The sequence below is a fragment of the Paracoccus sp. 22332 genome (assembly GCF_052045125.1).
Taxonomy (GTDB): Bacteria; Pseudomonadota; Alphaproteobacteria; order Rhodobacterales; family Rhodobacteraceae; genus Paracoccus; species Paracoccus haematequi_A.
Genome location: NZ_JBQEOI010000008.1, coordinates 24384 through 47641 on the forward strand (window position 1 = coordinate 24384; position 23258 = coordinate 47641).

Genomic DNA, 23258 nt, shown 5'->3' on the forward strand with positions numbered 1-23258 from the left:
TCCGCCCCCCTGTCGCTTTTACAGATAATCGCCGCGTTGCAGGCCGTATTTCGCCATTTTTTCGTTCAGCGTTCGGCGCGGCAGGCACAATTCGTCCATCACCCCGGCGATGCTGCCCTTGTGGCGGCGCATGGTGTTGTCAATCAGCATCTTTTCGAAGCTTTCGACATATTCCTTCAGCGGCTTGCCCTCGGTCGTGGTGGCTTGCTGGTTGTCCTCGCCGTCGGCCATCAGCAGCGACGCGATCGACCCAGACCCGCGCCGGTTCTGCAAGACCGCGCGTTCGGCCACGTTGATCAGCTGGCGGATGTTGCCGGGCCAGGGGGCCTGCAACAGCTGGGCAGCCTCCTGCGCGCTGACCTGCGGGGGTTCGCAGCCGTATTCCTCGGAAAACTGCTCGGTCATGCGGGTGAACAGCGACAGGATGTCCTCGCCCCGCGCGCGCAGCGGCGGCAGGGTGATCTTGAGCGCGGACAGGCGATAGAACAGGTCGGGGCGCAGCGAATCCTCGGCCTTGCGGCCCTCGCCGCGGGCGTTGGAAATGGCGATGATCCGGGTTTCCGCAGGAGTGCCGCCGTCGCTGATGAAGGCCAGCAGGCGGGCCTGCAGCGGTTCGGACAGTGCCTCGATGTCTTCCAGGCACAGGGTGCCGCCGCGCGCCTCCTCGACCGCCGGGATGCCGTCCTCCAACGGGCCGAACAGGCGGGCCGACAGCGCCTCGTCGTTATAGGCGGCGCAGGATACGGGCACGAATTTCTTGGACGCGCGCGGCCCCACGGCGTGCAGGGCGTGGGCCACCAGGGTCTTGCCGGTCCCGGTCTCGCCGTCAATCAGCACATGGCCGTCGGCCTGGCCCAGATCCAGGATATCCTCGCGCAGGCGTTCCATCACCGGGCTGGCGCCGATCAGCTTGGACATGACCTGCTGGCCTTCGGACAGGTCGCGGCGCAGGGCGCGGTTGTCCAGCGTCATGCGGCGCATCTGCGTGGCCTTCTTGGCAAGCGCCGTCATCTTGTCGGGGTTGAAGGGCTTTTCCATGAAGTCCATGGCGCCCAGGCGCATCGCCTCGACCGCCATGGGTACGTCGCCATGGCCAGTGATCAGAATCACCGGCAAGCCCGAATCCAGCCCCATCAGGCGCTTCAGGAAGGCGATGCCGTCCATGCCGGGCATTCGGATGTCGCTGACGACGATGCCGGGCCAGTCGGGACCGATGGTCTTCAGCGCATCCTCGGCACTGGGATAGGTTTCGGTTTCGAACCCGGACAGGACCAGCCACTGGCTGATGGATTCCCGCATGTCTGGTTCGTCGTCGACAATCGCAATCTTCAATTTGCGGGACATTGGGTCTTCCTCTCTCGAACATTCATTCGGCGGCTAGGGGTTGCGCGTCCTGCCTTGGCTTCAACAGCGGCAGTTCGACGGCGAACACGGCGCCTTCGTCTTCGTTATGGGCGGTCAGACGGCCGCCGAAATCGGCCATGATGCTGGACGATATGGCAAGGCCCAGCCCCGTCCCCTCGCCCGGCTTCTTGGTGGTCCAGAACGGCTCGAACAGCTTTTCCAGGTCGGAAATGCCCGGTCCGTTGTCGCGCACCAGCACATAGGCATGGGCGCCGGTTTCCACGGTGATCTCGATCCGCGCGTCGCGCCGGTCGCGCACCGCATCGACGGCGTTGCGCAGCAGGTTGATGATGACCTGCTCCAGCCGGATGCGGTCGGCCATCACCATCACGGGGCGGCGCGGCAGGTTGCGGATCACCCGGATCGTGCGGCCGCGCAGCTGCGGCTCCATCATGGTCAGGGCGCTGCTGACGGCGCCGCGCAGATCCACCGGCTCCACCGCCTCGCCGCCCTTGCGGGCATAGGATTTCAGCTGCCGGGTGATCGCGCCCATGCGTTCGATCAGGTCGTCGATCCGCTGGAAGCTGGACAGCGCCTCCTCGGCCCGGCCGCGCTGCAACAACAGCCGCGCGCCCGCCAGATAGGTCTTCATCGCGGCCAGAGGCTGGTTCAACTCGTGGCTGACGCCCGCCGACATTTCCCCCAACGCCGCCAGTTTGGAGCTTTGCTGAACGGTCTGTTCGGCGACGCGCAGTTCCTTCTGCATCCGCTCGCGTTCCGCGATCTCTCGGGTCAGGCGCATGTTCAGCGCCCGCAGGTCGGCCGATTCGCGCATATAGGCGACCGACTGGCTGCGCGCCCGGCGCGACAGGGCATAGAACGTCCCGGCCAGCAGGATCGCGAAGCCCATGATTTCCAGCGCCAGAACCGCGTTCACCTGCTCGCGCACCGACGCATAGGTGGTAAAGCTGATCATCCGCCAGCCGCGGAACGGGATTCGTGTTTCGGCCCGCATGACGGCGCGGCCCTGGACATAGGCGTCGATGGGGGTCGAGGTCCAGTCGGCCGTCACCTGGAAGGCCCGCTGGATGGCCGAGGGCGCGTCGCGCACCGCAAGCGCCTCGGGCATGGTCAGGCCGCGCCAGCGGGGCTCGGTCGCCAGGATGATGTTGCCTTCGCTGTCAGTGACGGCCACCGCATCGGAAATTCCCGCCCAGGACCGTTCCAGCCGCGACAGATCGGCGCCGACGACGATCACCCCGAGGGTCTTGCCGTCGGCCACCACCGCGCGGGAATAGGTAAATTCATAGGCGCCGCTGCCCTGGTTGGCGACGGTGAAGACGGTGTCACGCGACCGCAGCGCCTCGACGTAAAAGGGCGACAGGACGTTGTTGGTGCCAAGCTGATACCGGTCGGTCGCCCCCACCGTGCGCCCCGACGCATCCAGGAGCCGGATCGACGCCGCGCCGATTTCCTTTTGCGCCGCCATCAGCCGGGCCGAGGTGGACGAGAAATCGTTGCTGTTCAGCGACCCGATCAACGCGGGATCGCGGGCCAGCAGCAGCGGCACCACCGCCGTGCGCTGCAATTCCGACAGCAGGTTGCCGGTATACAGCGCCAGCCGCAATTCGGACCGGACGCGGGTGTTTTCCGAGAACCGCGCGGTCAGCCAGGCATTGGTGGTCCAGATCGAGGCGATCGCGACGACGAAGATCAGCGCGACGGCGATGCGCAGCCACCACGGATTGCCCGGTTGGGACAGCCGGGGGCGTAAACGCTCTGACTCGCTTTCCTCGATCACCGATGATGTCCGGCCATGTTGCACAACTGCCGCACTCTAGGCGCAGACGCACGAACGCTCAAGTCAGGCGTTGACAACGCCGTTCACAAGCGAGCGGAACAGCGCCGCACCATCGGTCCCGCCCAGCGCCGGATCGGCGGCCCGCTCGGGATGCGGCATCATCCCCAGCACGCGGCGGTTTTCCGACAGCACCCCGGCGATGTCGGCGACCGATCCGTTGATCGCCGGGCCATAGGTAAAGGCGATGCGGTCCCCGTCGCGCAGGGCGGCAAGACCTTCCGGCGTGACCTGATAGTTGCCGTCGTGATGAGCGACCGGGATGGCGATCCGCTGGCCCTTTTCGTATCCGGCGGTGAAGTCGCTGTCACTGGTCGCCACCTCCAGCATCGCCGTCCTGCACAGGAAGGTCAGCCCGGTATTGCGCATCAGCGCGCCCGGAAGCAGCCCCAGTTCGGTCAGCACCTGAAAGCCGTTGCAGATCCCCAGCACATAGCCTCCGCGTTCCGCATGACGCCGCAAGGCCCCCGCGATCGGCGACTGCGCGGCGATGGCCCCGCAACGCAGGTAATCGCCAAAGGAAAACCCGCCCGGCACGGCGACCAGATCGGTGCCCTCGGGCAGCGCGTCGTCCTTGTGCCAGACGCGCGCCACCTGCGCTCCGGCCTGTTCCAGGGCCACGGCCAGATCGCGGTCGCAGTTCGATCCGGGAAAGGTGATGACGGCGGCTTTCATGGGATTGCTCCTGCTGGGATCGCCAGCCACATAACGCAGCTCGGCCCCCGAAGAAAGGGGGCGTTGCCCCCGTCCCTGCGGGACTCCCCCAGGATATTTGGGCAAAGGTGAATCAGCCTTTCATCTTTGCCCAAATATCCCCGCCGGAGGCAAGAAAAGGGCCGGGCGAATGCCCGGCCCGCTTCCCTTGATCAGGCCAAAGCCCTGTTCAGGTATTCGTCGACCTTTTCCAGATAGCCCATCGTGGTCAGCCATTTCTGGTCCGGCCCGACCAGCAGTGCCAGATCCTTGGTCATGTGGCCGTCCTCGACCGCCTGCACGGTCACGCGCTCCAGCGTCTCGGCGAAGTTCAGCAGCTGCGCGTTGTCGTCCAGCTTCGCGCGGTGCTTCAGGCCGCCCGTCCAGGCAAAGATCGACGCGATCGAGTTGGTCGAGGTCTGGTTGCCCTTCTGATGTTCGCGGTAATGGCGCGTCACGGTGCCGTGCGCCGCCTCGGCCTCGACGGTCTTTCCATCGGGCGTCATCAGGACCGAGGTCATCAGCCCCAGCGAACCGAAGCCCTGGGCCACGGTATCGGACTGCACGTCGCCGTCATAGTTCTTGCAGGCCCAGACATAGCCGCCCGACCATTTCAGGTTGGATGCCACCATGTCGTCGATCAGCCGGTGTTCATAGGTGATCCCGGCCTTCTTGAACTTGTCGGCGAATTCCTCGTCGAAGACCTGCTGGAACAGATCCTTGAAGCGGCCGTCATAGGCTTTCAGGATGGTGTTCTTGGTCGACAGATAGACCGGGAAGCCGCGTTGCAGGCCATAGTTCATGGACGCGCGGGCGAAGTCGCGGATCGAATCGTCCAGGTTGTACATGGCCATCGCCACGCCGGAGGACGGCGCCTGGAAGACCTCGTGCTCGATGGTCTCGCCATCCTCGCCAACGAACTTGATGGTCAGCTTGCCCTTGCCGGGGAAGCGGAAATCGGTGGCCTTGTACTGGTCGCCGAAGGCGTGACGGCCGACGATCACCGGCTTGGTCCAGTGCGGCACCAGGCGCGGCACGTTCTGGCAGATGATCGGTTCGCGGAAGATCACGCCGCCCAGGATGTTGCGGATCGTGCCGTTGGGCGATTTCCACATCTTCTTGAGGCCGAATTCCTCGACCCGCTGTTCATCCGGGGTGATGGTCGCGCATTTGACGCCCACGCCGTATTGCTTGATGGCGTTGGCGGCGTCGATGGTGACCTGATCCTCGGTCCGGTCGCGTTCCTCGATGCCCAGGTCGTAGTATTTCAGATCCACGTCCAGATAGGGCAGGATCAGCTTCTGCTTGATGAAGTCCCAGATGATCCGGGTCATCTCGTCGCCGTCAAGCTCGACGACGGGGTTGGCTACCTTGATCTTCGACATGGGCATTCCCTTTGGCGTTGGATTCGGCTGCCGCTATAGCCGGGAAAGCGGGGAAAGGAAAGAATGTATGCAGCGGTATGCAATACTTTGCGCCCCCTTTCGGCCTTGTCGAAATCCGGGACGGCGGCTGTTTCGCGTCGCTTTTTAGAAAAATCCGCCGCAGAGCGCGCGGGATTTTCGGGCGGGCCGGTGCTATCCCCTGTTCCAGGATTTTTCACGGTGATCGGGGTTCGCCATGGCGGTCGTCACATGGATGTGGATCGGCAACCAGGCGCAGGTGAACGCCACCGCAGGCACGCCCTCGACCGATTCCGAGGCGGATGGCATGGCCGGATACGGCGCCGTCGGCACCGCCCAGATCAAGGCCGTCTCGATCCAGGGCGACAGCCGCACGGTCACCGTCGACGGCCTGCAGGTCCAGGCTTTCGCGACCACCTATAACAGCGACGGCGGGGGCGGGGATGTCGCGGACTCCCGGATGATGTATGCCTCGCCCCACACCGGGCAGACGGTCGACAGCACCATCACCGGCTTTCTGTCGGTTCGGTATCAGTTGACCTTCCCCGATGGCGGATCGACGGCTCAGGACGGTGTGCTGATCCAGATGCGGAACGGCGACATGTTCTTCCGCCCGTCCAGGGATGCGCTGCCCGAATGGGACGGCATCGACGCCCTGCGCAGCGTCAGGATCCTGTCGGCCGATCCGTTCCCCTCGAATACCTATGTGGCGACCATTTCCTTCAGCCCGACGATCTTCGACCTGCCGATACCCTGCTTTGCCGCAGGAACCCTGATCCGCACCCCGGCGGGCGACCGCCTGGTCGAAGTCATCCGCGCCGGAGACCTGGTGACGACCCGCGACAACGGCCCGCAACCCGTCCGCTGGGCAGGCGCCCGCACCGTCACCGCCTCCGAAATCGCCGCCAACCCCGCCCTGGCCCCGGTACGCATCGCGGCGGGCGCCCTGGGTCCGAACCTGCCCGCGCAGGATCTGCTGGTGTCGCAGCAGCATCGCATCCTGGTGCGCTCGGCCATCGCGGCGCGGATGTTCGGGGCGCGGGAACTGCTGGTCGCCGCCCGGCACCTGACCGAACTGGACGGGATCGACATCCTGACCGATGCGCCCGGCGTCACCTATGTCCGCCTGATGCTTCAGGCGCACGAGATCCTGGTCTCGAACGGGACCGAAACCGAATCGCTTTATCCGGGGCCGCAGGCGGTGCTGGCGCTTGGCGATGCCGCGAATGAAATTTTCGCCCTGCTCCCGTGGCTTCGCGATGGCGCGGATACTTTTCCCCGCGCGCGGCCCCTTGTCGCAGGCCGGAAGGCGAGGCACCTCGCCGCGCGCCACGCGGCCAACCGCACACCCCTGCTGGCGGGCTGAACGTCAGCCCAGGAAATCCCGCACCCGCGGGCGCAGCCAGTCCCACAAGGCGGGCGCGCCCAGGCTGATCCTGCCGCCGACGCGCGATTCGAGATCGGCGAAGGTGACGCCGTAATCCACCCAGCCGATGCCGCCCAATCCCAGGTTCTGGATCACCGGCTGGCAGCGGTCCAGGGCTTTGGCGAAAACCGCGTCCGGCGTTGCGGCGGCTTCGAATTCCCGCCACAGTGCCAGGAAATCCCCCGCCTGGCGGTCGGGCAGAAGCCCGAAGATGCGCAGGGCGGCCTCGGCCTCGGCGGCCTGGATGTCGGCCGAGCCATGCGCCAGCCCCCCGGCGGAATGCAGCGGCACGTCGCCCACGTCGATTTCCACCAGGTCGTGGATCAGCAACATGCGGATCACCCGGCCGATATCGACACCCGGCCCCGCCAGATCGGCGAAAGCCAGCGCATAGAGCGCCAGGTGCCAACTGTGTTCGGCGCTGTTTTCCCGGCGCGAGGCGTCGATCAGCAGGCTGGCGCGCAGGACGGATTTCAGCGCGTCGGCCTCGGCCAGGAAGCGCAGGCGGCGGTGCAGGTCGCTGTCGGGCGGCGTCGTCCCGGTCAGCACCGCATCGGCCCAGCCCATCGCCTCGGGCCATTCGCTCCGCAGCCGGGCGGCGCGCCCGCGCCCGATATTGTCGCGGACGACGGCCAGGTGATCGGCCAGCGGCTGCGGCGCCAGCAGCACCTGGAACAGCGGCTGGCTGTGATCCATGCGCTTGGCCATGACCGCATCGGCAGAGGCGGCGGCTTCGAATTCCAGCCACAGATCCAGCAGCCGGTCGCGGTCGGGCGACAGGCCGAAGATGCGGTCCGCCGCCCGCGCCTCGGCAGTCGCCAGAAGGGCCGCGTCGTGATCCAGATGAATGGGCTGGTCGCCCGTGTCGATCTCGACCAGGTCATGGACCAGCAGCATCTGGATCGCGCGATCCGAGGCGCCGAACACCATCGCCTGCAAGGCGACGTGCCAATTGTGTTCGGCGCTGTTTTCCGGGCGCGACAGATCCAGCAGCACATTCGCCCGGTCGACCGTCTTCAGGCGGTCGGCCTCGGCCAGGAAGGCGAACTGGCGGGCGATGCGATCGGACATTCCGCCTCAGCGGCTGGTTTCGGTCAGTCGGCGGCGGACATAGGACTGCACCAGGTCGATCATCGGCTTCATATGCGCCTCGTCGTCGCGGAAGAAGTGATCGGCCCCCTCGATTTCCTCATGGGTGATGGTGATGCCCTTCTGTTCGCGCAGCTTGCTGACCAGGCTATGGGTGTCCTTGGGCGGCGCCACCCGGTCGGCGGTGCCGTTCACGATCAGCCCGGACGACGGGCAGGGCGCCAGAAAGCTGAAATCGTACATGTTGGCGGGCGGGGCCACGCTGATGAAGCCGGTGATTTCCGGCCGCCGCATCAGCAGCTGCATCCCGATCCAGGCGCCGAAGGAAAAGCCCGCGACCCAGCAATGCTTGCTGTTGGGGTTCATCGCCTGAAGGTAATCCAGCGCCGAGGCGGCATCCGACAATTCGCCGATGCCCTGGTCGAATTCGCCCTGGCTGCGCCCCACGCCGCGGAAATTGAACCGCATCACGGTGAAGCCCAGCTTGTGAAACGCATAATGCAGGTTATAGACGACGCGGTTGTTCATCGTCCCGCCATATTGCGGGTGCGGATGCAGGACGATGGCAAGGGGGGCGTCGGGTTTGCCGGGCTGGGGGTGGTAGCGGCCTTCGAGCCGGCCTTCGGGACCGGGAAAAATCAACTCTGGCATCGTCTTCCTTCGACATGACGGTGGTTTCTTGACGCATCTGCGTGGCGCTCTTAGACCGCTATCTGGGATGCCGGTCGGGATTGCGCAAGAAACGCGCCCCGGCGGCATAGCGCGGCAGTGCGCGCGTCGTCAATCCGACCCGGCCGCAACAGGGGGAGCCAGCCGATGAAACTGTCCACAAAGGGTCGCTATGCGATCATCGCGCTTGTCGATCTGGCGACGGCACGGGGCGACGACCTGACCTCGCTGGCCGAGATTTCGGGCCGCCAGGACATCTCTCTGCCGTATCTGGAACAATTGTTCGTGCGCCTGCGCCGGGCGGGCCTGGTCGCTTCGGTGCGCGGCCCCGGAGGCGGCTACCGGCTGGCCCGCGCGCCCGAGACGATCCGCATCTCGGAAATCCTGGAAGCCGTGGACGAGACCGTCAGCGCCATGCATATCGGCGCGGGCGCGTCGGGGGGCGTGTCGGGATCGCGCGCGCAGACCCTGTCGAACCGGCTGTGGGAAAGCCTGTCGGCGCATGTCTATGTGTTCCTGCACAACCATTCACTGGCCGATGTCGCCAGGAACCAGCTGCTGCCCTGCCCCGCGCTGCCGCAGATCCTCAGCGTCGTGGACGACTGAAGACACCGCCGGTCCCGCAGGTCCGATTGGTCCCTTTTGGGCCGTTCGGCCGTTGTGCCTGGACGGCTCGAATGGAGGACAAGCAGATGACCGACGCCACCCTGACCCTGGACGGCCTGGAACAGATCACCGGCACCGTCGAAACCGGCGGCGACTATGCGCGTCTCAGGGCGGACACGACCCTGGACGAAAGCGGAATCGCCGGATCGCCTGAAGGCCGGCTGACGATCGACGGCAGGTCCGAACGCGTGATCCTGGAAAACTATCGCGCCCTTGAGGGTTCGGGCTGCGAGATCACCCTTCGCCGGACCCAGCCGGAACCCCGGTGACAGGCGCCCTAGCGGCGGGAAGGTCGTCTTGTGGAAAACCGTGGTAGCGGAGGACTGTTTCAGTCGCACCCCCCGACCAGCGGAAACCCTGTTTTTCCTGAAGCGCGCGTCCTGACCCAGACGCCGGAACCATTCCGCCAGTTTTCGTTTGCCTGCTAGCTTTCGGCGGTGCGACCGTGGCCTGCAACCAAGCTGGGGACAACGAGCCATGAAACTCCTAACCGAGGCTGAGGCAGCCGAAATTATGCGCTGCTCGACATCCAAGATAAAGCGCCTGCGCCTGGGCGGGGTCTTGCCCTATTACCCAGGGCGGCCGGTTCTGATCGATGAGGCCGACTTGCAGGCATACCTGGAAGAGGTGAAGCGGAACGCCCCGCCTCCTCCCCGCCCTCCTTTAGCGCCGGAGGAACAGGTGCAGGAGAACATCAAGAATGCCCGGCAATGGGCGCTCAATGAAAAGCTAAAGAGCCAAAGACGGCAGTTCTGGAAGCACTGGAAGAAGCCCTAAACGCTTGATTGCGGCAGATCGTTTTTACCGCCTCTTACTGGCAGGTCCGCAGCACCTTGGCCGCTTGCCTTTGATGTCACGCCCTTTTCGCCAACTTTGTGACATACAAAGTGACATACACAAAATCACGATAAAACAGATACTTGCGTTTTTCTTGTCGTTGATGTCCCCGCTGCTTCGTGCTAGTGTGCCCCTGACCGCACCCGGCCCCTTGGCGGTCTATGCACCGGATGAACAGGGCGGTTGCCGGACCGCAAACCCCCAAAAAGCATAACGCGACGCTAAGCGTTGCCTAGTGGAGGCTGCCGCATGGCTGACCCTGAACTCTGTAAACTGAACGATGCCTCTTTCACGTTGGGAGTGTCCCGCCCGACCCTCTACAAGATGGCAAAGAAGGGAGAGGTAGAACTCGTAAAGCTGGGCGGGCGCACGCTGATGCGCCGGGCCGAAGTCGAACGGCTGGCCGCGACTGCCCCAGCCTGGCGCCCCGATCCTGCCCGATCGGCCCAGGCCAACGCAGCCCGCCGGAAGGTATCGGCGCCAGCGCGGAATGGAGGCTAGGCCATGCCTAAAGCAAAAAGGGAAGCTGCCGCAGGCCGCGGGCCATCGCCGCTACGTGTTCCACCAAAAGGCTCGTATCTCGACCATTGCTTGCAGGCGCTGCTTGGGTCTGCCGAAGAAATGCGACGCAGCACCCCAAGCTTATCGCGAGAGGAACGCCGGGCCGCCGCTTGGTTCATCCAACTGGCAGAGCCCCGCCGGCCCTGGCTGTGGCCAATCTGGGCCTACCGCGATTTGATCGTAAGGCCGCGGTTTAGCGAGATCATGGGCGAAGCTGCCGCCGACCGCCTATTCGAAGACTCCCCCGAAATTCCGCTTATGCACGCAGCCCTTGAAATGGACGTTCGTAAGCGCCGCGCTAAGAAAGAAGCAAAGCAGAACCCCCAGCCTGACTATCGCGACCTGACACGTATAATCGTCGGTGCGGCCTATCAGGATCACGTATGGCGGACGCGCGGCGCCGGGTCTCCCAACGACCGCCATGCAGCCGTTGCTGATCGGCTGGGCTTGGGCGACTTGGGCGTCATCCGTAGGTGGGAACGGGGATACTTCGCCAAGCAGGCAAGCGACGACGAACTGGCGCTGTATGTGCATTTCGCGCGCGATCTTGACCGGCTGGCTGCGATTGGTCGTGTGCGATCGCGCGACCCGAACAGCAGTGGTTTCGCAGAAGCCCCAGCCTGATGATTGCCGCACACGCCAGTTAAAGGAGGCAGCCGTGCGCATACCATCCCCAAGCGAGCCCGAGTTGATCAGCCTGCGCGAGGCCGCCACTCGCGCCGGCCGTTCCTATAGCTGGGCATGGAGCAAGGCAGCGGTAGGCCGTTTGGAGAAGCGGCAGGACGCTGCAGGTCGAACGATGGTCACCGCCCGCAGCGTTGCAGCGGCGATCGCCCGCGACAGCGCCCAGCGCCGCAGCCGGACCCAGCCCGGCGGGCACCTGCGCCTCATCATCGACAACACGAAATGAAGAAGACCGGCGCGCTCGGGCAAGAGCGGCCGGCCTGGAAAGGTTACCCAGATGAAACATAACGCATCGCACCCGTTCGGACAAGGCGGCCGGCGCCTGTCGCGCCAGCAGGCCAAGGCGGTTGCCCGCCTGATAGCATCGGCCACCTATGACCGGGACGCGTCCGGCAAGCTGGTCCGGGTGGCTGACCAGAGGGCAACGGGTTTGCTTGAACGGGCCTTTGCGCAGTTGATCCTGCGCGGGGGGAAGCCGTTCGCCATGCAGATTTCCGCCAGCGAAGCTGCAGCCTTCCCCAGCCATGATCCTGTCGAGGGCGGCAGCTACGCCATCGCCGTCGGCTTTGACGTGGAAACGCGCGCCACCTTCTCGACAGCAGGCGCTGCGGCTGTTCGCGGCGATCAGCCGATCGAGGCCGCCGAGGTCGCGCGCCATGTCGCCATGATGGGCCTGACCCATGGGCTTCAATCGGCCGGCATCCCGGCGCGGGGGCAAGCATGAACGCCCAAACCAGCACCCGCCCGCAGCCGCCTGCCAGCGGCCAGCACACAACGGCCGGACAGATCGGCGCCGATTTCCTGCAATGGCTGGACCCGACCGGCACCCACAATCTGGTCGCGATGGACCCCGAGGCCGGACCTGTCGAGGCCCGAACCTTTACGCCGGATGACCATGCCGCGATTGCGGGCTGGGTCGATGCGCGGGCTGGTCGGCTAAACATCTACTATACCGCCAACGAGGTTCGGCCGGACCTGGGACCGCGAAAGCCGACCAAGGCCGACATCGTATCGATTCGCGCAATCTGCGCCGACATCGACCCCAAGGCTGGCAGCGACTTGGAAGCCGAACGGGCGCGGATCACCGGGGCCCTGGAAGCGGCAGCCCTGCCCTTCGGCGCGATCGTGGACAGCGGCGGGGGCTTTCAGGCCTTGGCCGTGCTGGCAGACAAGATGCCCGTTGCAGACGGTGCGCAGCAATGGGCGGAAGATCACGGGCGCGGCCTTGCGGCGGCGCTGGGCGGTGACAGCGTGCAGAACATCGACCGATTGCTGCGCCTGCCAGGCCCAGACAACATTCCCGATGATAAGAAGCGAGCGAAAGGCCGCGTCCAGCGCCGGGCGCAGATCGTCCGGCAGTCCGGCGATCGGGTCAGTCCCCTTCAGGTCGAAGCCTGCGTAAAGCCTGTGCCGAAGCCTGCGGCCGACAATGATGCATCGATCGCGGCGGCCATTCTGGACATCGACCACAGCGGCTTTGACGATGGTGGCGAATATGCGGACCTGCCCGATGACCTGCGCGCCAGGTTCGAGGCCGATCTGTCCCGCGACGGGCGGCTGGCGCGCCTGTGGCGGGAAGGCGAGATCAGCCACCCGAACCCGTCCGGGTCTGAATACCGGATCAAGCTGGCCGGGCTGCTGAAGGCGCAGAACGGCTACAGCGCCGAAGACTATGCCGCCTTGGCCTGGGTCTGGCCGCGGGCGAACCTGCAGCGGTATGGCCGCGAAAAGGCTGTTCGGGAACTGGGGCGCGACTGGGGCAAGGCCGAACCATCCGCCCGGCAGCTTGATCCTTCCGAATGGTTTTCGGTGGTCGAACCCGGAGCAATCCCCCAGGGTGTCGAGCCCGCCCCGCAGCGCCGGCGCCTATCTGTCATGTCCTTTGCAGATGCCGTCGATCGCGCGCTGGTCGATAGTGCGGAACTCTTGGTGGACGGCTGGCTGGACGTCGGGGCCGCGTCGGTCTTTTACGGCCCCAGCAACGTCGGCAAGACGTTCGCAGTCCTGGGTCTGGCGTATTCCGTCGCCAATGGCTGGACCTGGGGCGGGCATGAAACAAAGCGCAGCGGAGTGCTGTATGTAGCGGCCGAAGGGGGAGGCGGCATCCGGCTTCGTTTGGCGGCCCTGCAGAGAAAGCACGGCACCGCCCCTGCCAATTTCGTCCTGGCAGCGGGCAGCCTGAACCTGTGTGATCGGAAAGAAGACGCTCAAGACATCATCGATGCGGCCCAGGCTATTCCCGGTGGTTGCGGCCTGATCGTTATCGACACGCTGGCGCGCACGATGGGCCGTGACGAAAACAGCACGGCCGACATGAACTTGTTCGTGGCGCAAATCGACTTAATCCGGCACGCCACTGGCGCGCATGTCCTGATCGTCCACCATACCGGGAAGGATGAAAGCAAAGGCGCCCGCGGCAGCACCTCTCTGAAAGGTGCCGTCGATTCCGAGATCGAAGTGAGGAAGAACCTTATCCATCAGGTAAAACAGCGGGAACGAGAACGGGGTCCTGATCTGCCTTTCACCATTGAGCCGGTTCACCTCGGGCAGAACGCCAAGGGTCAGGCCGTCACGTCTGCGGTCGCACGACCCGGTGTCGTCAGCCAGTTCGATCCTGTCCCGGACGCGCAAGCGGTCGTGACGCTGCCAGAGGCGGAACGAGCCGCCTTGGTCGCCTTGCAAGACATCGCAAGCACCTGCGGCCAAGCCGGCGTCAAGACCGCTGCCGTGATCGCGCATATCCAGGCGAAAGAACCGGGCGTTAAGGGCGAGGCGGCCCGAGGGCGACTGAAGCGGCTTAAGGAGAAAGGGCTAGCGGACCAGCCTAGCCGCGGTCACTGGAGCCTGGCCCCAAGCGTTCAAGCCGTTGCTGACCCACTTGTGGGGGCCAGATCGGACGAAAAGGACGAAAAAACGGGACAAAACAGCTTGTCCTATTCTGATCTTTCGGACGGCGTGAACGGGGGCATTTTTGCCCAACAGGACAAAACAGGGCAGGAAACGGGACATGATATTTTCCATTAAAATCAAAGCACTGTGGAATAGGACAAAATGGGACAAAACGGGACATCACCCACCGGTAAAACGGGACATGTCCCAACGCCACCCTAAGGGGGGCGTGGGTCTGTCCCAAACCCAGGATAGAGCAAGGACGCCCAGAATAAGACGTGGGGAAGAAGTGACATACAAAGGAATGCCGGCGCTTTCGGCCGTTCCCGCGGGATGTGTCGTAGGCGCCCGCATACCTTACACGGCGACTTCCCGAACCGGGCGCCGAGGGACGGCGACAAATGGCTAAACGATCTGGGAACAAACCGAAGCAGCAGGCCCCGGCCGCGTTCATCGCGGCGGGAACAGCTATCCTCCGCCGCATCGCAGCCAACCGGCACCTGGTCGCGCAATGCGGCGCCACGGCGAAGCATTCGGGTCAACCCTGCCGACAATTCGCGATGGCAAACGGCCGTTGCTACTATCACGGCGGCCGCACGCCGAAGGGCAAGGACTGGCATCGCCGGCAATGGCCGGACAAGACCGCGCCGGATGCGATCGCCAAAATGGAAAACAAGCTGCAGATGCAGGAGCGCAGCTGGAAGGCCCGCCAGAAGCGCCTGGCCAAGATGACGCCCGAGGAACAGGCCGCCCATAGCAAGTGGCACAAGGAACGCCCCCTGGGGACGCCAGAGCACCGGGAACGCAAGCGCCTGGAGAGGAAACAGAATGCCGAGGCCCGCGCGCGGTTCGCCCGGCACAAGGAACAGGCCGAAGATGCGGGCGCCGCTACTGCCCGCCCCGTCGCGCCTCAGACTGCCGAAGGACAGGAACCCGGATCGTTCGACATCTTCGGTTGAAGCAAGCCGCCACCATCAGAGAGCCCGTATACCGTAACACAGGAAAGGGCATGCCATGCCAGCCAAAGACCCAAAGCAGACCCTACGAGAATTGACGCATCTCATCGAAACTGTAGGCCTGCCCGCTGCTTTCGAGGCGCTGGTAGGGGTCTGCAAAGACCCGAAAGCACCGGCAAACTCCAAGGCCACCGCAGGAACAACCTTGTTCCGTGCTGGGGGTCTTTTCGACAAAGACGCCAAACGGGGGAACGACAAACCGCCCGAAGAAATGACCGCAGAGGAAATCGCCGAAAGGCTGGCAGAACTGCGGGCTATTACGGAACGCTATGATCGCGATTTGGCGCGTGCGGCGGCCGCGGACAACGATCCCGATAGTCCAGATAGCGAGGCCGACCCGAAAGACCCGTTCGGCTGACGACCAGCGCCCGCAGCCATCGAGGCTGCGGGCGCCAGTCCATTGAGCGGCGATCAGGCAGGCCTACAGGCCCCATATCTGCAGCGATGCTTCACAGGCCGCAGGATCGCCTTTGATGCGCCATATCGCCGCCCGTGACAGGCCTGTGGCTTGGGAAATCTCAGACAGCCCAGCGCCCAGCGCCAGCATCGAAACCACCTGATCGAACTGCTTGCGGCTGAAGCTGGGCTTGCGGCCGCGAAACTTCTGTTTTGCGTCCGGTTGCGCCTTGGCGTGCGCCACGCCCGCGCGCCGGGCCTCCTTCATCGCCTCCGCCTGCGCTTGCGACAGGGCGGCCATGAACGCGATCAGCGCATCCCGCACGGCCTGTTGCATGGGGTCTTTGGTGGACCCGTCGAAGATCATGCCATTGATCACCGTGCGCACCACCACGCCGCGCCGCATGAATTCCCGGATCGTGTCGCTGACATCGGCATAGTCGCGCCCCAGCCGATCGACCCAGCGCACCAGCAGCGTATCGCCAGCGCGCAGCAGATCGAACAGGCGGCGGCCCTGCGGGCGTTCGGCCAGCTTGGTCGATACGCCCGAGACGCCCTCATCGGTCACGACCTCATCCACCTTGAAGCCTGCCGCTTCAGCCTGGGTCAGCTGGTGCGCGGCTGTCTGATCGCGGGTTGAAACCCGTGCGTAAAGGATCGTTCGCATGGCCTAGAACGCCACGATCTGAGGCTCGCCATCCGGGCCTAGCGTCACCATGCAGTTATCGGGCAGGCCGCCCGCGCGCTTCAGATCAGCGACAGCTTTCCGCAGTTTGGCTTCGTCGGTTGCCTCATCCTGTGCAGGCTCGATGCGTTCCGGCCGTTGGTTGCTGTCAAAGCCGCAACGCTCCAGTTCGGCTTGGGCGCGGGTTCTAATACGCGACGTCTCAGAAAACTGAGCGGTCGCGTAAATCTCGTCCAAGGCATAGAACCGGCGGATTGTGTCACCTGATTTCTCAGCATCTGCAAGTTCACGCATGCACGCCATGAAAAGGGCAGTTTCTTTTTCGAGGAAGGTGCGAGTGGTCGATGTCATGTTCGTGTTCCTTGTGTTCGTTGTCCTTATGCTCGCTAAATTGAAGTGTTCGAACGAGCATGTCAAGGACAACGAACAACCAAAATGACAGATACGGACAGTTCGTTGCGGTATACCCTATCGAACGCGATCAACCCGGCTGCGCGCTATGCTGATAGACCGTGTGCTGGACAGACCGCATGGTTGGCGCGGCCTGTGCAGCGCGCAGTAAGGCTGGGCGGGCGAAGCGCGAATTGGACTGGTCCGACCAGCCTACGGCCCCAGGGCGGCCAACCCTCGCCTGGGGGATAGTCCGAACGCACCCCGAAAGCGGGCGCTCAGGGGCACAAGAAATTTGCTGTTTGCTGGAACTTTGCCGCTTTGAAGGATAGCTTGGGGTGATCCGTGCCGATGATCGGATGAGTGGAAACCTGGAAGTGGGAACCGCATGATTTACCTGGTCGCCACAATCCTGTTGATCCTGTTGCCCGCCTTGCTGCTGTTCGGCTTGGCGTGCAACCTGTTCGGACGCCTGTTCGCCGCGATCATGTCCCGGCTGTTGCCCAAGCCCCGCGGCGCCCTTAGCATCAGCCCCTCAGTCCCCCAGCGCGGCCCGATGTGCAAGCCGATCGCAGGCATGCATCTGCTGGCGGGCTGGGCGTGGGGACGATCGGCCAAGGTTCAGGCCGCGGGGCCGAACCGCTGCGCAAGCACACCCCTACGACGCCTAGGTCATGGGCCGGCGGCTGCTGCGTAAGTGGGGGCTGCGGCTGGGCGGCTACAGCGAACAGGATCGGGCGCTGGACGATCTGAGGGGTGCCGAAGATTGAAGTTGTGTTATCGCGTTGACAAGGTAGTCTGGCAAGACTAGGGCACGCAAACGGGCGCCCGCCGCCGTTTCTTACATCCTTACCACGCTGGCCGGCGTTACTGGTTAGGGTATGAGCGGCAGTGGGCGCACACGTGTTCAGTCCTTCCGAACCTTACCCGCGTATAGTTACGCACACTGACCGCCTTAGGCCAAACACAGACAATACTCATTGCTGAATACTCCCAAGGGGTCTCGGGGTAAGCCGATCCTCGGGGAATGCCCCATTGCATCCCCACTCTTGGGACTCTGGAACATCCGTTATGCTTGGCGACGGGCGCACTTGAGAAATTGCGTGGAAGCAGGCCAGAGTCAAGGCTATTTAGTGGGCGCTGCCTTGTTGCGGGCCATATTTGCCCCGCCTGACCGGAATAACATCCACGATGCTAGGGCTTTAATATCACGCTCAGATGCCTGATCCAGCATCTCGATATTCTTCTCGGCCAATGCATACAGCATATTAAGCGTAACGATATCAAGGTTATAAGAGGGGTCGTAGTCAGCAGATAGACGGGCCTGATACAACTGGAGCATATCGGTAGCTAAGTCCTTAATCTCCTGTGGGAAATTCCGAGACGCTAGATCATTGCATGCTGCAACACAGTTCTTGTGTTCCATGCCGCGATACACTTCAACCCAAGCCTTTGCTAACCCTCCAGTGGGATTCGGGCCAACCAAGGCATTGGCAAAGTGAAACGAGAGCGAGTGGAATAGCGCGTAGTATAGCGAACTTGCTGCACGCCGCATCTGCGCTTTTGTAACCTGTTCAGAGGTCTGCTGATCTAGCAGCTTGCCTGCCACCTCTAAGAAGCCGGTGCCCATTGAAGTATCAAGCGCAGCACCGTCCACGGCTACTAGGCAGCTTTTGCCATCAAGATGGGGAAAACATTCTCAAGCTTCTCACCCATTGCGGACTTTATGCGCGACGTTAACCCCGCGAAGCCACTGCGCCATTGCTTTGGATCAGTGGCTGCTTCGATAGAGATGAATACTTCGATCCGTGCTTCATCTTCACGCATCTGGTCCCAGTCGATGCGAACATCCTTAACCGCATCTCCTAAGCTACGCTCGACCACCGCACGGATGCTTTTTTCGATCCGCGCTTTCTCGTGATCATCAAGCCGTTCGAGAACAAAGAACATTGCAGTTGCCCTCCTGTTGGCTATCGTGAGTGATGCAGTCCAACGCGCCTTTGCAGCGCCTTGTTCCGCGAGTTCCCCCTTGGTGTGACCATTGACATTCAAGATCGGGTTGGCAAGCAGCATACAGAGAAGTGCTTAATGATATCTTAATGGCCTTTAGGTTTTTCCCTTAATTATCAGTTGCGCATTGCGAGGGTGTTGCATTTCTGCACTCGGTTATCCACAGGCTCTTAATAGGGAAAACCTGTGCGAAACGGCCGAAAACTTGGTCATGTCAACGCACAAACATAGACCGCAGGCTGGGTGTCAGAAAGGACGCTCAGCATGTTCGACCACGCCCCGACCAGCGCAACCAAGCAGTTCGACGCCAACGGCCGCGCGGCCGCCATCGCGTCCGATCTGGAGCGGGCAGCGACAGGCATCGACACGGCTTTCCATGCCGCGCGGGCGTTCCGCTCCCTGGATCATACGTCTTACACAGGCCCGATCAGCGCGCCCAGCGCCGAACGTATCCTGCTGGCGTTGGACGGGGCGCGGCCCCGCCTGCTGGCAATCGGAGACTGCCCCGAACATTACATCTTCATCCTGGCCGCGCTGGAGAGTGCCCGTTGCCGGGTGAACCTGTGGAGGCATCCCAGGCCGCAAAGCTTCCCGGATAAGTCTGGCTCGGTCGCTGCGGACCTGGTGCGCTGGCTGGCCAAGTCCTGCGACATGGCGTGCTGTTTCCTGGAGGTGACCGGCCGGGCCAGGTTCCCGGTGGGGGCGGAACTGCCCGCACTTAATGTCCGGGCCGTCCCTATCAGGAAGCCGCGCAAATGAACGCCCGCTTTCAGCCCCCAGTCCCCTGCCCCGATCGACACGACCCGCAGGCGGTAGAGCAAGCATTGCGCGACCTGATCATCCAGCTTGCCAGGCAGCGCGCACGGGCCGACCATATGGCAGCCCTTCAAGCGCGCAGCGAGTGACCCAGTGACAAAGAAAGCCGTCGGCTACAGCCGCTACTCGACAGACCTGCAAAATGAACGGTCTATCGCCGATCAGGAAGCGCTCATCCGCCGGCACGCTGCGGCCCAGGGGCTGGACCTGATTCGCTGCTACTCGGACGCGGCGCAGTCCGGCGCATCGATCCTGGGTCGCGACGGGCTCTTGCAGATGCTGGAGGATGTGCGGGCGGGCGGCATTGACGTGGTGATCGTCGAAGAACTGGACCGCCTCTCCCGCGACATGGAAGACCTAGCGGGCATCCATAAGCGCCTGTCCTTCGCCGGGGCTGAAATCCGGGCTGTCCATGAGGGCGTCGCTTCTACCGTGACAGTGGGTCTGCGGGGGCTGGTTGGTCAGCTGTTCCGGGAAGACAACGCCCGCAAGATCAGGCGGGGCTTGTGCGGTCGGGTCAGCCAAGGGCTTTCCGCCGGCGGGCGCGCGTTCGGCTACCAGCCGCACCCGACCGAGAAGGGCCGCTTGGTCATCGTGGAAGATGAAGCGGCAATCGTCCGGCAGATTTTCCGGGCCTTTGCTGACGGACAGTCACCTGTCCAGATTGCTCAGATGCTGACCCAGGCCGGGGCGCCTAAGCCCCGATCGGCCAAGGCATGGCAGGCCAGCACGATTTACGGCTGGGCCGAACGGCGCAGCGGCATCCTGCGCAATGACCTGTATGCGGGCCGGATTGTCTGGAACAAGTCGCGGATGATGAAAGACCCCGAGACCGGCCGCCGGGTCTCGCGCGCCAACCCTGAAAACGAATGGCAGACGAAGGACGCGCCGGAACTGCGGATCGTCGATGCTGCCCTATGGGACCGGGTGCAGGCGATGATCCAGCCTCGCAAGCTGACGCCAGCCGAGACGGCCGCCAGGCGGCGCCCTGTGCGCCCCTTGTCCGGCCTGCTGCGCTGCGCCGCCTGTGGCAGCGGCATGTCCACCAAGGGCAAGGACAAGAGCGGACGGGTGCGCATCGGCTGCACGCGGCACATGCAGAGCCGCACCTGCCCTGCCCCACGCACCTGGTATCTGGACCAGATCGAAGATCACGTTATCGGGATGCTGCGGGCTGAATTGGACAAGCCCGATCTGCTGGCCCTCTATATCGCAGAATACAACCGGACCCGCGCGGAACTGGCCGCGGCGCAGAACAAGCGCCGCGCTGGGCTGGAACGAGCGATCGGCAACCTGGACGCCGAAGTCGGCCGGATCGTGCAGTTCGTGGCAAAGGGCATTGGCGACGTCGATCGCCTGGCCGCAGATTACGACGCCAAGTGCAAGGAACTGGCCGCCCTGCGGGTGGAACTGGCGACAGAGCCCGAACCGGTCAACGCGGTGACGCTGCATCCCCAGGCCATGGCTGGGTATCGCAAAGACCTGCAGGAAATCGCCCCTCTCATGGGGGCGGACCAGAGCGGCAGCCGGAATGTTTATGGCGATGCGCTGCGGCGGCTGATCGATAGCGTGACGATCGGCGAAACATCAGCGGGACAGATGGAAGTGACCGTGGCTGGGCGTCTACGCGCCCTCATCGAGGCCCCGAATATGCAGCGCAGGTTTTCGGGGGGAACGATGGTAGCGGAGGAGGGATTTGAACCCCCGACACAAGGATTATGATTCCTCTGCTCTAACCAGCTGAGCTACTCCGCCACGGGTGGGGGCGATGTAAGGGGTGGCGCGGGGGGCGTCAAGCGGTTTTCGCGACAATCCGCAGGGCCGGGTCAGTTGCCCCCCTCCAGTCGGCGCAGGGCCTTGGACAGCATGTCAAGCTGGGCCTGCTGCTGGGCGATCAGATGGGCAAGCTGGTCGCTGCGCAACTGGTCCAGCTTCTCGTGCAGCGCCATGATTTCCAGTTCGGCCTTCAGGTTCACCTCGTAATCGTGGACGGCGGCCAGGCGGTCCTTCTGGGCCTGGCGGTTCTGGCTCATCATGATGATCGGGGCCTGGAAGGCGGCCAGCATCGACAGGATCAGGTTCAGGAAGATGAACGGATAGGGATCGAAGCCCGCCCGGCCCAGGGTCAGGTTCAGCAGGCACCACAGGACCAGAAAGGACGCGAAGATCAGGATGAAGGTCCAGGAACCGCCGAAGCTGGCCACCCGGTCGGCAAGCCGCGCCCCCAGGCCGTCGTCAGAGGGCACCGTCGTGTCGCGGCTGATGGTCCGGCGCTGGCCCAGATAGTCCAGCACCCGCCGTTCGGTCCCGGCCAGCGAGGCGAGGTCGCGGCCCAGCCAGCGTTTCACGGCATCGATCGCGTGTTGGTCCTGCATGATCGGCTCCTGCGCTGTGGATCACGCGCAGGAAGCATCGCGGGCGGGGATCAGGCAAGCCCCGCCGGATCAGCCGCGCGCCTTGACCACCTGCAACAGCGGCATGACCTGGGCCATGTCCGGGCCGTGGGCCTGGCCGGTGACGGCCTTGCGCAGCGGCATGAACAGGCCCTTGCCCTTGCGGCCGGTGGCCTCTTTCACGGCGGCCGTCCATTCGCCCCAGGTCGCGTCCGTATAGGGCGGCGGCGGAAGAAGCGGCATGGCCTGGGCGATGAAATCGGCATCCTCGGGGTCGATCTGCGGTTCGGCCCCCTGGCTGAAGATCGCCCACCAGGGGCCCAGGTCGTCCAGCGTCGTGATGTTCTGGGACGCCACCGACCAGAACCGTTCCGCCAGGTCGGCGGGCACGCCAAGCGCCGCGATCCGGTCGCGCACCGCCTCGAAGGGCAACGCCTGGTTCCTTTCGCGGGTCAGCGGCCACAGATCCTCGGCGTCGAATTTCGTGGGCGAGGCGCCGAATTGCGACAGGTCGAACCCTTCGGCCAGATCGTCCAGCGTCAGCTTCAGTTCGACCGGCTGGCTGGAGCCGAGGCGCGCCATCATCGACAGCAGCGCCTCGGGGGCGACCCCCGCGTCGCGCAGGTCGCGGATCGACAGGGCGCCGATGCGCTTGGACAGTTCCTCGCCCTGCGCGCCGGTCAGCAGGCTGTGATGGGCGAAGGCGGGCGGCACGCCGCCAAGCGCGCGGATGATCTGGATTTGCGTCGCGGTATTGGTCACATGGTCGGCGCCGCGCACGATATGCGTCACCGCCATGTCCACGTCATCGACCGAGGATGCGAAGGTATACAGCACCTGCCCGTCCGCGCGGATCAGCACCGGATCCGACACGCTGGCCGCGTCGATCGAGATGTCGCCCAGGATGCCGTCGGTCCATTCGATCCGCTCCTGATCCAGCTTGAAGCGCCAATAGCCCTCGCGCCCCTCGGCCCGCAGGCGGTCGCGGTCGGCATCCGACAGCGCCAGCCCGGCCCGGTCATAGACCGGCGGACGCCCCATGTTGAGCTGCTTCTTGCGCTTCAGATCCAGTTCGGTCGGGGTCTCGAACACTTCGTACAGGCGCCCGGACGCGCGCAACTGGCCGGCGGCCTCGGCATAGCGGTCCAGGCGCGCCGACTGGCGTTCCACGCGGTCCCAGTGCAGGCCCAGCCATTCCAGGTCGCGCTTGATGCCGTCGGCATATTCTTCCTTGGACCGTTCCTGATCGGTATCGTCCAGCCGCAGGATGAAGGTGCCGCCCGCCTTTCGCGCGATCAGAAAGTTGAACAGCGCGGTCCGCAGGTTGCCGACATGGATATGGCCGGTGGGCGACGGGGCGAAGCGGGTGGTGGTCATGGCGGGTCTCCTGTTCGCCTTGCTCTTTCACACGCAGCGATTCTTGTCCATATCAG

26 protein-coding genes and 1 tRNA gene are annotated in these 23258 nt (G+C 64.1%); 14 read left to right on the forward strand and 13 right to left on the reverse strand.

The features are described from left to right. Nucleotides 1-18: 18 nt before the first annotated feature. The 4 genes from ACTJI6_RS11015 to ACTJI6_RS11030 all read right to left on the reverse strand — a co-directional run bounded on the left by ACTJI6_RS11015 (nucleotide 19) and on the right by ACTJI6_RS11030 (nucleotide 5280). A complete protein-coding gene (locus ACTJI6_RS11015) occupies nucleotides 19-1344 on the reverse strand; it encodes a sigma-54-dependent transcriptional regulator (RefSeq protein ID WP_126153330.1) in 1326 nt (441 codons plus the stop codon). A gap of 22 nt (nucleotides 1345-1366) precedes the next feature. After that, nucleotides 1367-3145: a sensor histidine kinase gene (locus ACTJI6_RS11020; RefSeq protein ID WP_440800659.1), complete on the reverse strand. Its 1779-nt coding sequence runs from the start codon at nucleotides 3143-3145 to the stop codon at nucleotides 1367-1369. A 63-nt stretch (nucleotides 3146-3208) separates the two neighbouring features. Further along, nucleotides 3209-3877: a phosphoribosylformylglycinamidine synthase subunit PurQ gene (purQ, locus tag ACTJI6_RS11025; protein WP_440800662.1), complete on the reverse strand. Its 669-nt coding sequence runs from the start codon at nucleotides 3875-3877 to the stop codon at nucleotides 3209-3211. Between the two features lie 191 nt (nucleotides 3878-4068). Next, the gene (locus ACTJI6_RS11030; RefSeq protein ID WP_126153328.1) at nucleotides 4069-5280 is read right to left on the reverse strand and encodes an NADP-dependent isocitrate dehydrogenase; all 1212 of its coding nucleotides are present in this window, start codon (nucleotides 5278-5280) and stop codon (nucleotides 4069-4071) included. A 235-nt stretch (nucleotides 5281-5515) separates the two neighbouring features. Here ACTJI6_RS11030 and ACTJI6_RS11035 point away from each other — a divergent pair, with 235 nt between their 5' ends. Next, nucleotides 5516-6664 (forward strand): Hint domain-containing protein, encoded by a 1149-nt coding sequence (locus ACTJI6_RS11035; RefSeq protein WP_440800665.1) that lies wholly within the window; start codon nucleotides 5516-5518, stop codon nucleotides 6662-6664. A gap of 3 nt (nucleotides 6665-6667) precedes the next feature. Here ACTJI6_RS11035 and ACTJI6_RS11040 read toward each other — a convergent pair whose 3' ends face one another. Together ACTJI6_RS11040 and ACTJI6_RS11045 are read right to left on the reverse strand one after the other, a co-directional pair. Next, entirely contained in the window at nucleotides 6668-7795 is a 1128-nt protein-coding gene (locus ACTJI6_RS11040) for an HD domain-containing protein (protein WP_440800668.1), read from the reverse strand. 6 nt (nucleotides 7796-7801) lie between these two features. Then, entirely contained in the window at nucleotides 7802-8464 is a 663-nt protein-coding gene (locus ACTJI6_RS11045) for an alpha/beta hydrolase (RefSeq protein WP_126153326.1), read from the reverse strand. 165 nt (nucleotides 8465-8629) lie between these two features. Here ACTJI6_RS11045 and ACTJI6_RS11050 point away from each other — a divergent pair, with 165 nt between their 5' ends. From ACTJI6_RS11050 to ACTJI6_RS11095, 10 genes are all read left to right on the forward strand, one after another. After that, a complete protein-coding gene (locus ACTJI6_RS11050) occupies nucleotides 8630-9088 on the forward strand; it encodes an Rrf2 family transcriptional regulator (RefSeq protein ID WP_126153325.1) in 459 nt (152 codons plus the stop codon). 86 nt (nucleotides 9089-9174) lie between these two features. Next, nucleotides 9175-9417 carry a hypothetical protein gene (locus ACTJI6_RS11055; RefSeq protein WP_440800672.1) on the forward strand — a complete coding sequence of 81 codons (243 nt, stop codon included), beginning with the start codon at nucleotides 9175-9177 and terminating at the stop codon, nucleotides 9415-9417. A gap of 208 nt (nucleotides 9418-9625) precedes the next feature. Further along, a complete protein-coding gene (locus ACTJI6_RS11060; RefSeq protein ID WP_440800675.1) occupies nucleotides 9626-9925 on the forward strand; it encodes a helix-turn-helix domain-containing protein in 300 nt (99 codons plus the stop codon). A 309-nt stretch (nucleotides 9926-10234) separates the two neighbouring features. After that, complete coding sequence (locus ACTJI6_RS11065) at nucleotides 10235-10486, forward strand: helix-turn-helix domain-containing protein (protein ID WP_440800678.1); 252 nt, start codon at nucleotides 10235-10237, stop codon at nucleotides 10484-10486. 3 nt (nucleotides 10487-10489) lie between these two features. Then, nucleotides 10490-11170 carry a hypothetical protein gene (locus ACTJI6_RS11070; protein WP_440800681.1) on the forward strand — a complete coding sequence of 227 codons (681 nt, stop codon included), beginning with the start codon at nucleotides 10490-10492 and terminating at the stop codon, nucleotides 11168-11170. Between the two features lie 34 nt (nucleotides 11171-11204). Further along, nucleotides 11205-11456: a hypothetical protein gene (locus ACTJI6_RS11075; RefSeq protein WP_440800684.1), complete on the forward strand. Its 252-nt coding sequence runs from the start codon at nucleotides 11205-11207 to the stop codon at nucleotides 11454-11456. 51 nt (nucleotides 11457-11507) lie between these two features. Beyond that, the gene (locus tag ACTJI6_RS11080) at nucleotides 11508-11954 is read left to right on the forward strand and encodes a hypothetical protein (protein ID WP_440800687.1); all 447 of its coding nucleotides are present in this window, start codon (nucleotides 11508-11510) and stop codon (nucleotides 11952-11954) included. Next, nucleotides 11951-14254: an AAA family ATPase gene (locus ACTJI6_RS11085; RefSeq protein WP_440800690.1), complete on the forward strand. Its 2304-nt coding sequence runs from the start codon at nucleotides 11951-11953 to the stop codon at nucleotides 14252-14254. The genes ACTJI6_RS11080 and ACTJI6_RS11085 overlap by 4 nt, the downstream gene beginning before the upstream one ends. 425 nt (nucleotides 14255-14679) lie before the next feature. Then, a complete protein-coding gene (locus ACTJI6_RS11090; RefSeq protein ID WP_440800693.1) occupies nucleotides 14680-15078 on the forward strand; it encodes a hypothetical protein in 399 nt (132 codons plus the stop codon). Nucleotides 15079-15133: 55 nt separating this feature from the next. Continuing rightward, nucleotides 15134-15493: a hypothetical protein gene (locus ACTJI6_RS11095; RefSeq protein WP_440800696.1), complete on the forward strand. Its 360-nt coding sequence runs from the start codon at nucleotides 15134-15136 to the stop codon at nucleotides 15491-15493. A 63-nt stretch (nucleotides 15494-15556) separates the two neighbouring features. Here the strand turns inward: ACTJI6_RS11095 and ACTJI6_RS11100 are convergent, their stop codons facing one another. Together ACTJI6_RS11100 and ACTJI6_RS11105 are read right to left on the reverse strand one after the other, a co-directional pair. After that, nucleotides 15557-16198 (reverse strand): recombinase family protein, encoded by a 642-nt coding sequence (locus ACTJI6_RS11100; protein ID WP_440800699.1) that lies wholly within the window; start codon nucleotides 16196-16198, stop codon nucleotides 15557-15559. A 3-nt stretch (nucleotides 16199-16201) separates the two neighbouring features. Further along, entirely contained in the window at nucleotides 16202-16567 is a 366-nt protein-coding gene (locus ACTJI6_RS11105; RefSeq protein WP_440800701.1) for a hypothetical protein, read from the reverse strand. A gap of 427 nt (nucleotides 16568-16994) precedes the next feature. On the opposite strand from ACTJI6_RS11105, the gene ACTJI6_RS11110 reads away from it, so the two are divergent. Beyond that, nucleotides 16995-17303, forward strand: a complete 309-nt coding sequence (locus tag ACTJI6_RS11110) for a hypothetical protein (RefSeq protein WP_440800704.1) — start codon at nucleotides 16995-16997, stop codon at nucleotides 17301-17303. A gap of 429 nt (nucleotides 17304-17732) precedes the next feature. On the opposite strand, the gene ACTJI6_RS11115 is transcribed toward ACTJI6_RS11110, so the two are convergent. Next, on the reverse strand, nucleotides 17733-18236 hold the full coding sequence (locus tag ACTJI6_RS11115) for a hypothetical protein (protein WP_440800706.1): 504 nt from the start codon (nucleotides 18234-18236) through the stop codon (nucleotides 17733-17735). Between the two features lie 32 nt (nucleotides 18237-18268). Then, a complete protein-coding gene (locus ACTJI6_RS11120) occupies nucleotides 18269-18679 on the reverse strand; it encodes a hypothetical protein (protein WP_440800708.1) in 411 nt (136 codons plus the stop codon). A gap of 201 nt (nucleotides 18680-18880) precedes the next feature. Between ACTJI6_RS11120 and ACTJI6_RS11125 the strand changes: the two genes are divergently transcribed. Together ACTJI6_RS11125 and ACTJI6_RS11130 are read left to right on the forward strand one after the other, a co-directional pair. Continuing rightward, nucleotides 18881-19375, forward strand: a complete 495-nt coding sequence (locus ACTJI6_RS11125; RefSeq protein ID WP_440800710.1) for a hypothetical protein — start codon at nucleotides 18881-18883, stop codon at nucleotides 19373-19375. A 150-nt stretch (nucleotides 19376-19525) separates the two neighbouring features. Further along, the gene (locus tag ACTJI6_RS11130; protein ID WP_440800894.1) at nucleotides 19526-21154 is read left to right on the forward strand and encodes a recombinase family protein; all 1629 of its coding nucleotides are present in this window, start codon (nucleotides 19526-19528) and stop codon (nucleotides 21152-21154) included. Here the strand turns inward: ACTJI6_RS11130 and ACTJI6_RS11135 are convergent. The 3 genes from ACTJI6_RS11135 to gltX all read right to left on the reverse strand — a co-directional run bounded on the left by ACTJI6_RS11135 (nucleotide 21111) and on the right by gltX (nucleotide 23202). After that, nucleotides 21111-21187: transfer RNA gene (locus ACTJI6_RS11135), tRNA-Met, on the reverse strand. The genes ACTJI6_RS11130 and ACTJI6_RS11135 overlap by 44 nt on opposite strands. 71 nt (nucleotides 21188-21258) lie before the next feature. Continuing rightward, complete coding sequence (locus ACTJI6_RS11140; RefSeq protein WP_440800713.1) at nucleotides 21259-21807, reverse strand: DUF1003 domain-containing protein; 549 nt, start codon at nucleotides 21805-21807, stop codon at nucleotides 21259-21261. A 69-nt stretch (nucleotides 21808-21876) separates the two neighbouring features. Then, nucleotides 21877-23202 (reverse strand): glutamate--tRNA ligase, encoded by a 1326-nt coding sequence (gene gltX / locus ACTJI6_RS11145; RefSeq protein ID WP_440800716.1) that lies wholly within the window; start codon nucleotides 23200-23202, stop codon nucleotides 21877-21879. Nucleotides 23203-23258: the final 56 nt, after the last annotated feature.

Bases quoted from the DNA above. Each gene is read 5' to 3' on its own strand.
- gltX (WP_440800716.1), bottom strand. From the start codon at position 23,202: ATGACCACCACCCGCTTCGCCCCGTCGCCCACCGGCCATATCCATGTC.
- ACTJI6_RS11060 (WP_440800675.1), top strand. From the start codon at position 9,626: ATGAAACTCCTAACCGAGGCTGAGGCAGCCGAAATTATGCGCTGCTCG.
- ACTJI6_RS11090 (WP_440800693.1), top strand. From the start codon at position 14,680: ATGGCAAACGGCCGTTGCTACTATCACGGCGGCCGCACGCCGAAGGGC.
- ACTJI6_RS11030 (WP_126153328.1), bottom strand. From the start codon at position 5,280: ATGTCGAAGATCAAGGTAGCCAACCCCGTCGTCGAGCTTGACGGCGAC.
- ACTJI6_RS11065 (WP_440800678.1), top strand. From the start codon at position 10,235: ATGGCTGACCCTGAACTCTGTAAACTGAACGATGCCTCTTTCACGTTG.
- ACTJI6_RS11100 (WP_440800699.1), bottom strand. From the start codon at position 16,198: ATGCGAACGATCCTTTACGCACGGGTTTCAACCCGCGATCAGACAGCC.
- ACTJI6_RS11045 (WP_126153326.1), bottom strand. From the start codon at position 8,464: ATGCCAGAGTTGATTTTTCCCGGTCCCGAAGGCCGGCTCGAAGGCCGC.
- ACTJI6_RS11035 (WP_440800665.1), top strand. From the start codon at position 5,516: ATGGCGGTCGTCACATGGATGTGGATCGGCAACCAGGCGCAGGTGAAC.
- ACTJI6_RS11120 (WP_440800708.1), bottom strand. From the start codon at position 18,679: ATGCTGCTTGCCAACCCGATCTTGAATGTCAATGGTCACACCAAGGGG.
- ACTJI6_RS11125 (WP_440800710.1), top strand. From the start codon at position 18,881: ATGTTCGACCACGCCCCGACCAGCGCAACCAAGCAGTTCGACGCCAAC.
- ACTJI6_RS11080 (WP_440800687.1), top strand. From the start codon at position 11,508: ATGAAACATAACGCATCGCACCCGTTCGGACAAGGCGGCCGGCGCCTG.
- ACTJI6_RS11055 (WP_440800672.1), top strand. From the start codon at position 9,175: ATGACCGACGCCACCCTGACCCTGGACGGCCTGGAACAGATCACCGGC.
- ACTJI6_RS11085 (WP_440800690.1), top strand. From the start codon at position 11,951: ATGAACGCCCAAACCAGCACCCGCCCGCAGCCGCCTGCCAGCGGCCAG.
- ACTJI6_RS11070 (WP_440800681.1), top strand. From the start codon at position 10,490: ATGCCTAAAGCAAAAAGGGAAGCTGCCGCAGGCCGCGGGCCATCGCCG.
- ACTJI6_RS11050 (WP_126153325.1), top strand. From the start codon at position 8,630: ATGAAACTGTCCACAAAGGGTCGCTATGCGATCATCGCGCTTGTCGAT.
- purQ (WP_440800662.1), bottom strand. From the start codon at position 3,877: ATGAAAGCCGCCGTCATCACCTTTCCCGGATCGAACTGCGACCGCGAT.
- ACTJI6_RS11095 (WP_440800696.1), top strand. From the start codon at position 15,134: ATGCCAGCCAAAGACCCAAAGCAGACCCTACGAGAATTGACGCATCTC.
- ACTJI6_RS11015 (WP_126153330.1), bottom strand. From the start codon at position 1,344: ATGTCCCGCAAATTGAAGATTGCGATTGTCGACGACGAACCAGACATG.
- ACTJI6_RS11115 (WP_440800706.1), bottom strand. From the start codon at position 18,236: ATGGGCACCGGCTTCTTAGAGGTGGCAGGCAAGCTGCTAGATCAGCAG.
- ACTJI6_RS11110 (WP_440800704.1), top strand. From the start codon at position 16,995: ATGATTTACCTGGTCGCCACAATCCTGTTGATCCTGTTGCCCGCCTTG.
- ACTJI6_RS11040 (WP_440800668.1), bottom strand. From the start codon at position 7,795: ATGTCCGATCGCATCGCCCGCCAGTTCGCCTTCCTGGCCGAGGCCGAC.
- ACTJI6_RS11140 (WP_440800713.1), bottom strand. From the start codon at position 21,807: ATGCAGGACCAACACGCGATCGATGCCGTGAAACGCTGGCTGGGCCGC.
- ACTJI6_RS11105 (WP_440800701.1), bottom strand. From the start codon at position 16,567: ATGACATCGACCACTCGCACCTTCCTCGAAAAAGAAACTGCCCTTTTC.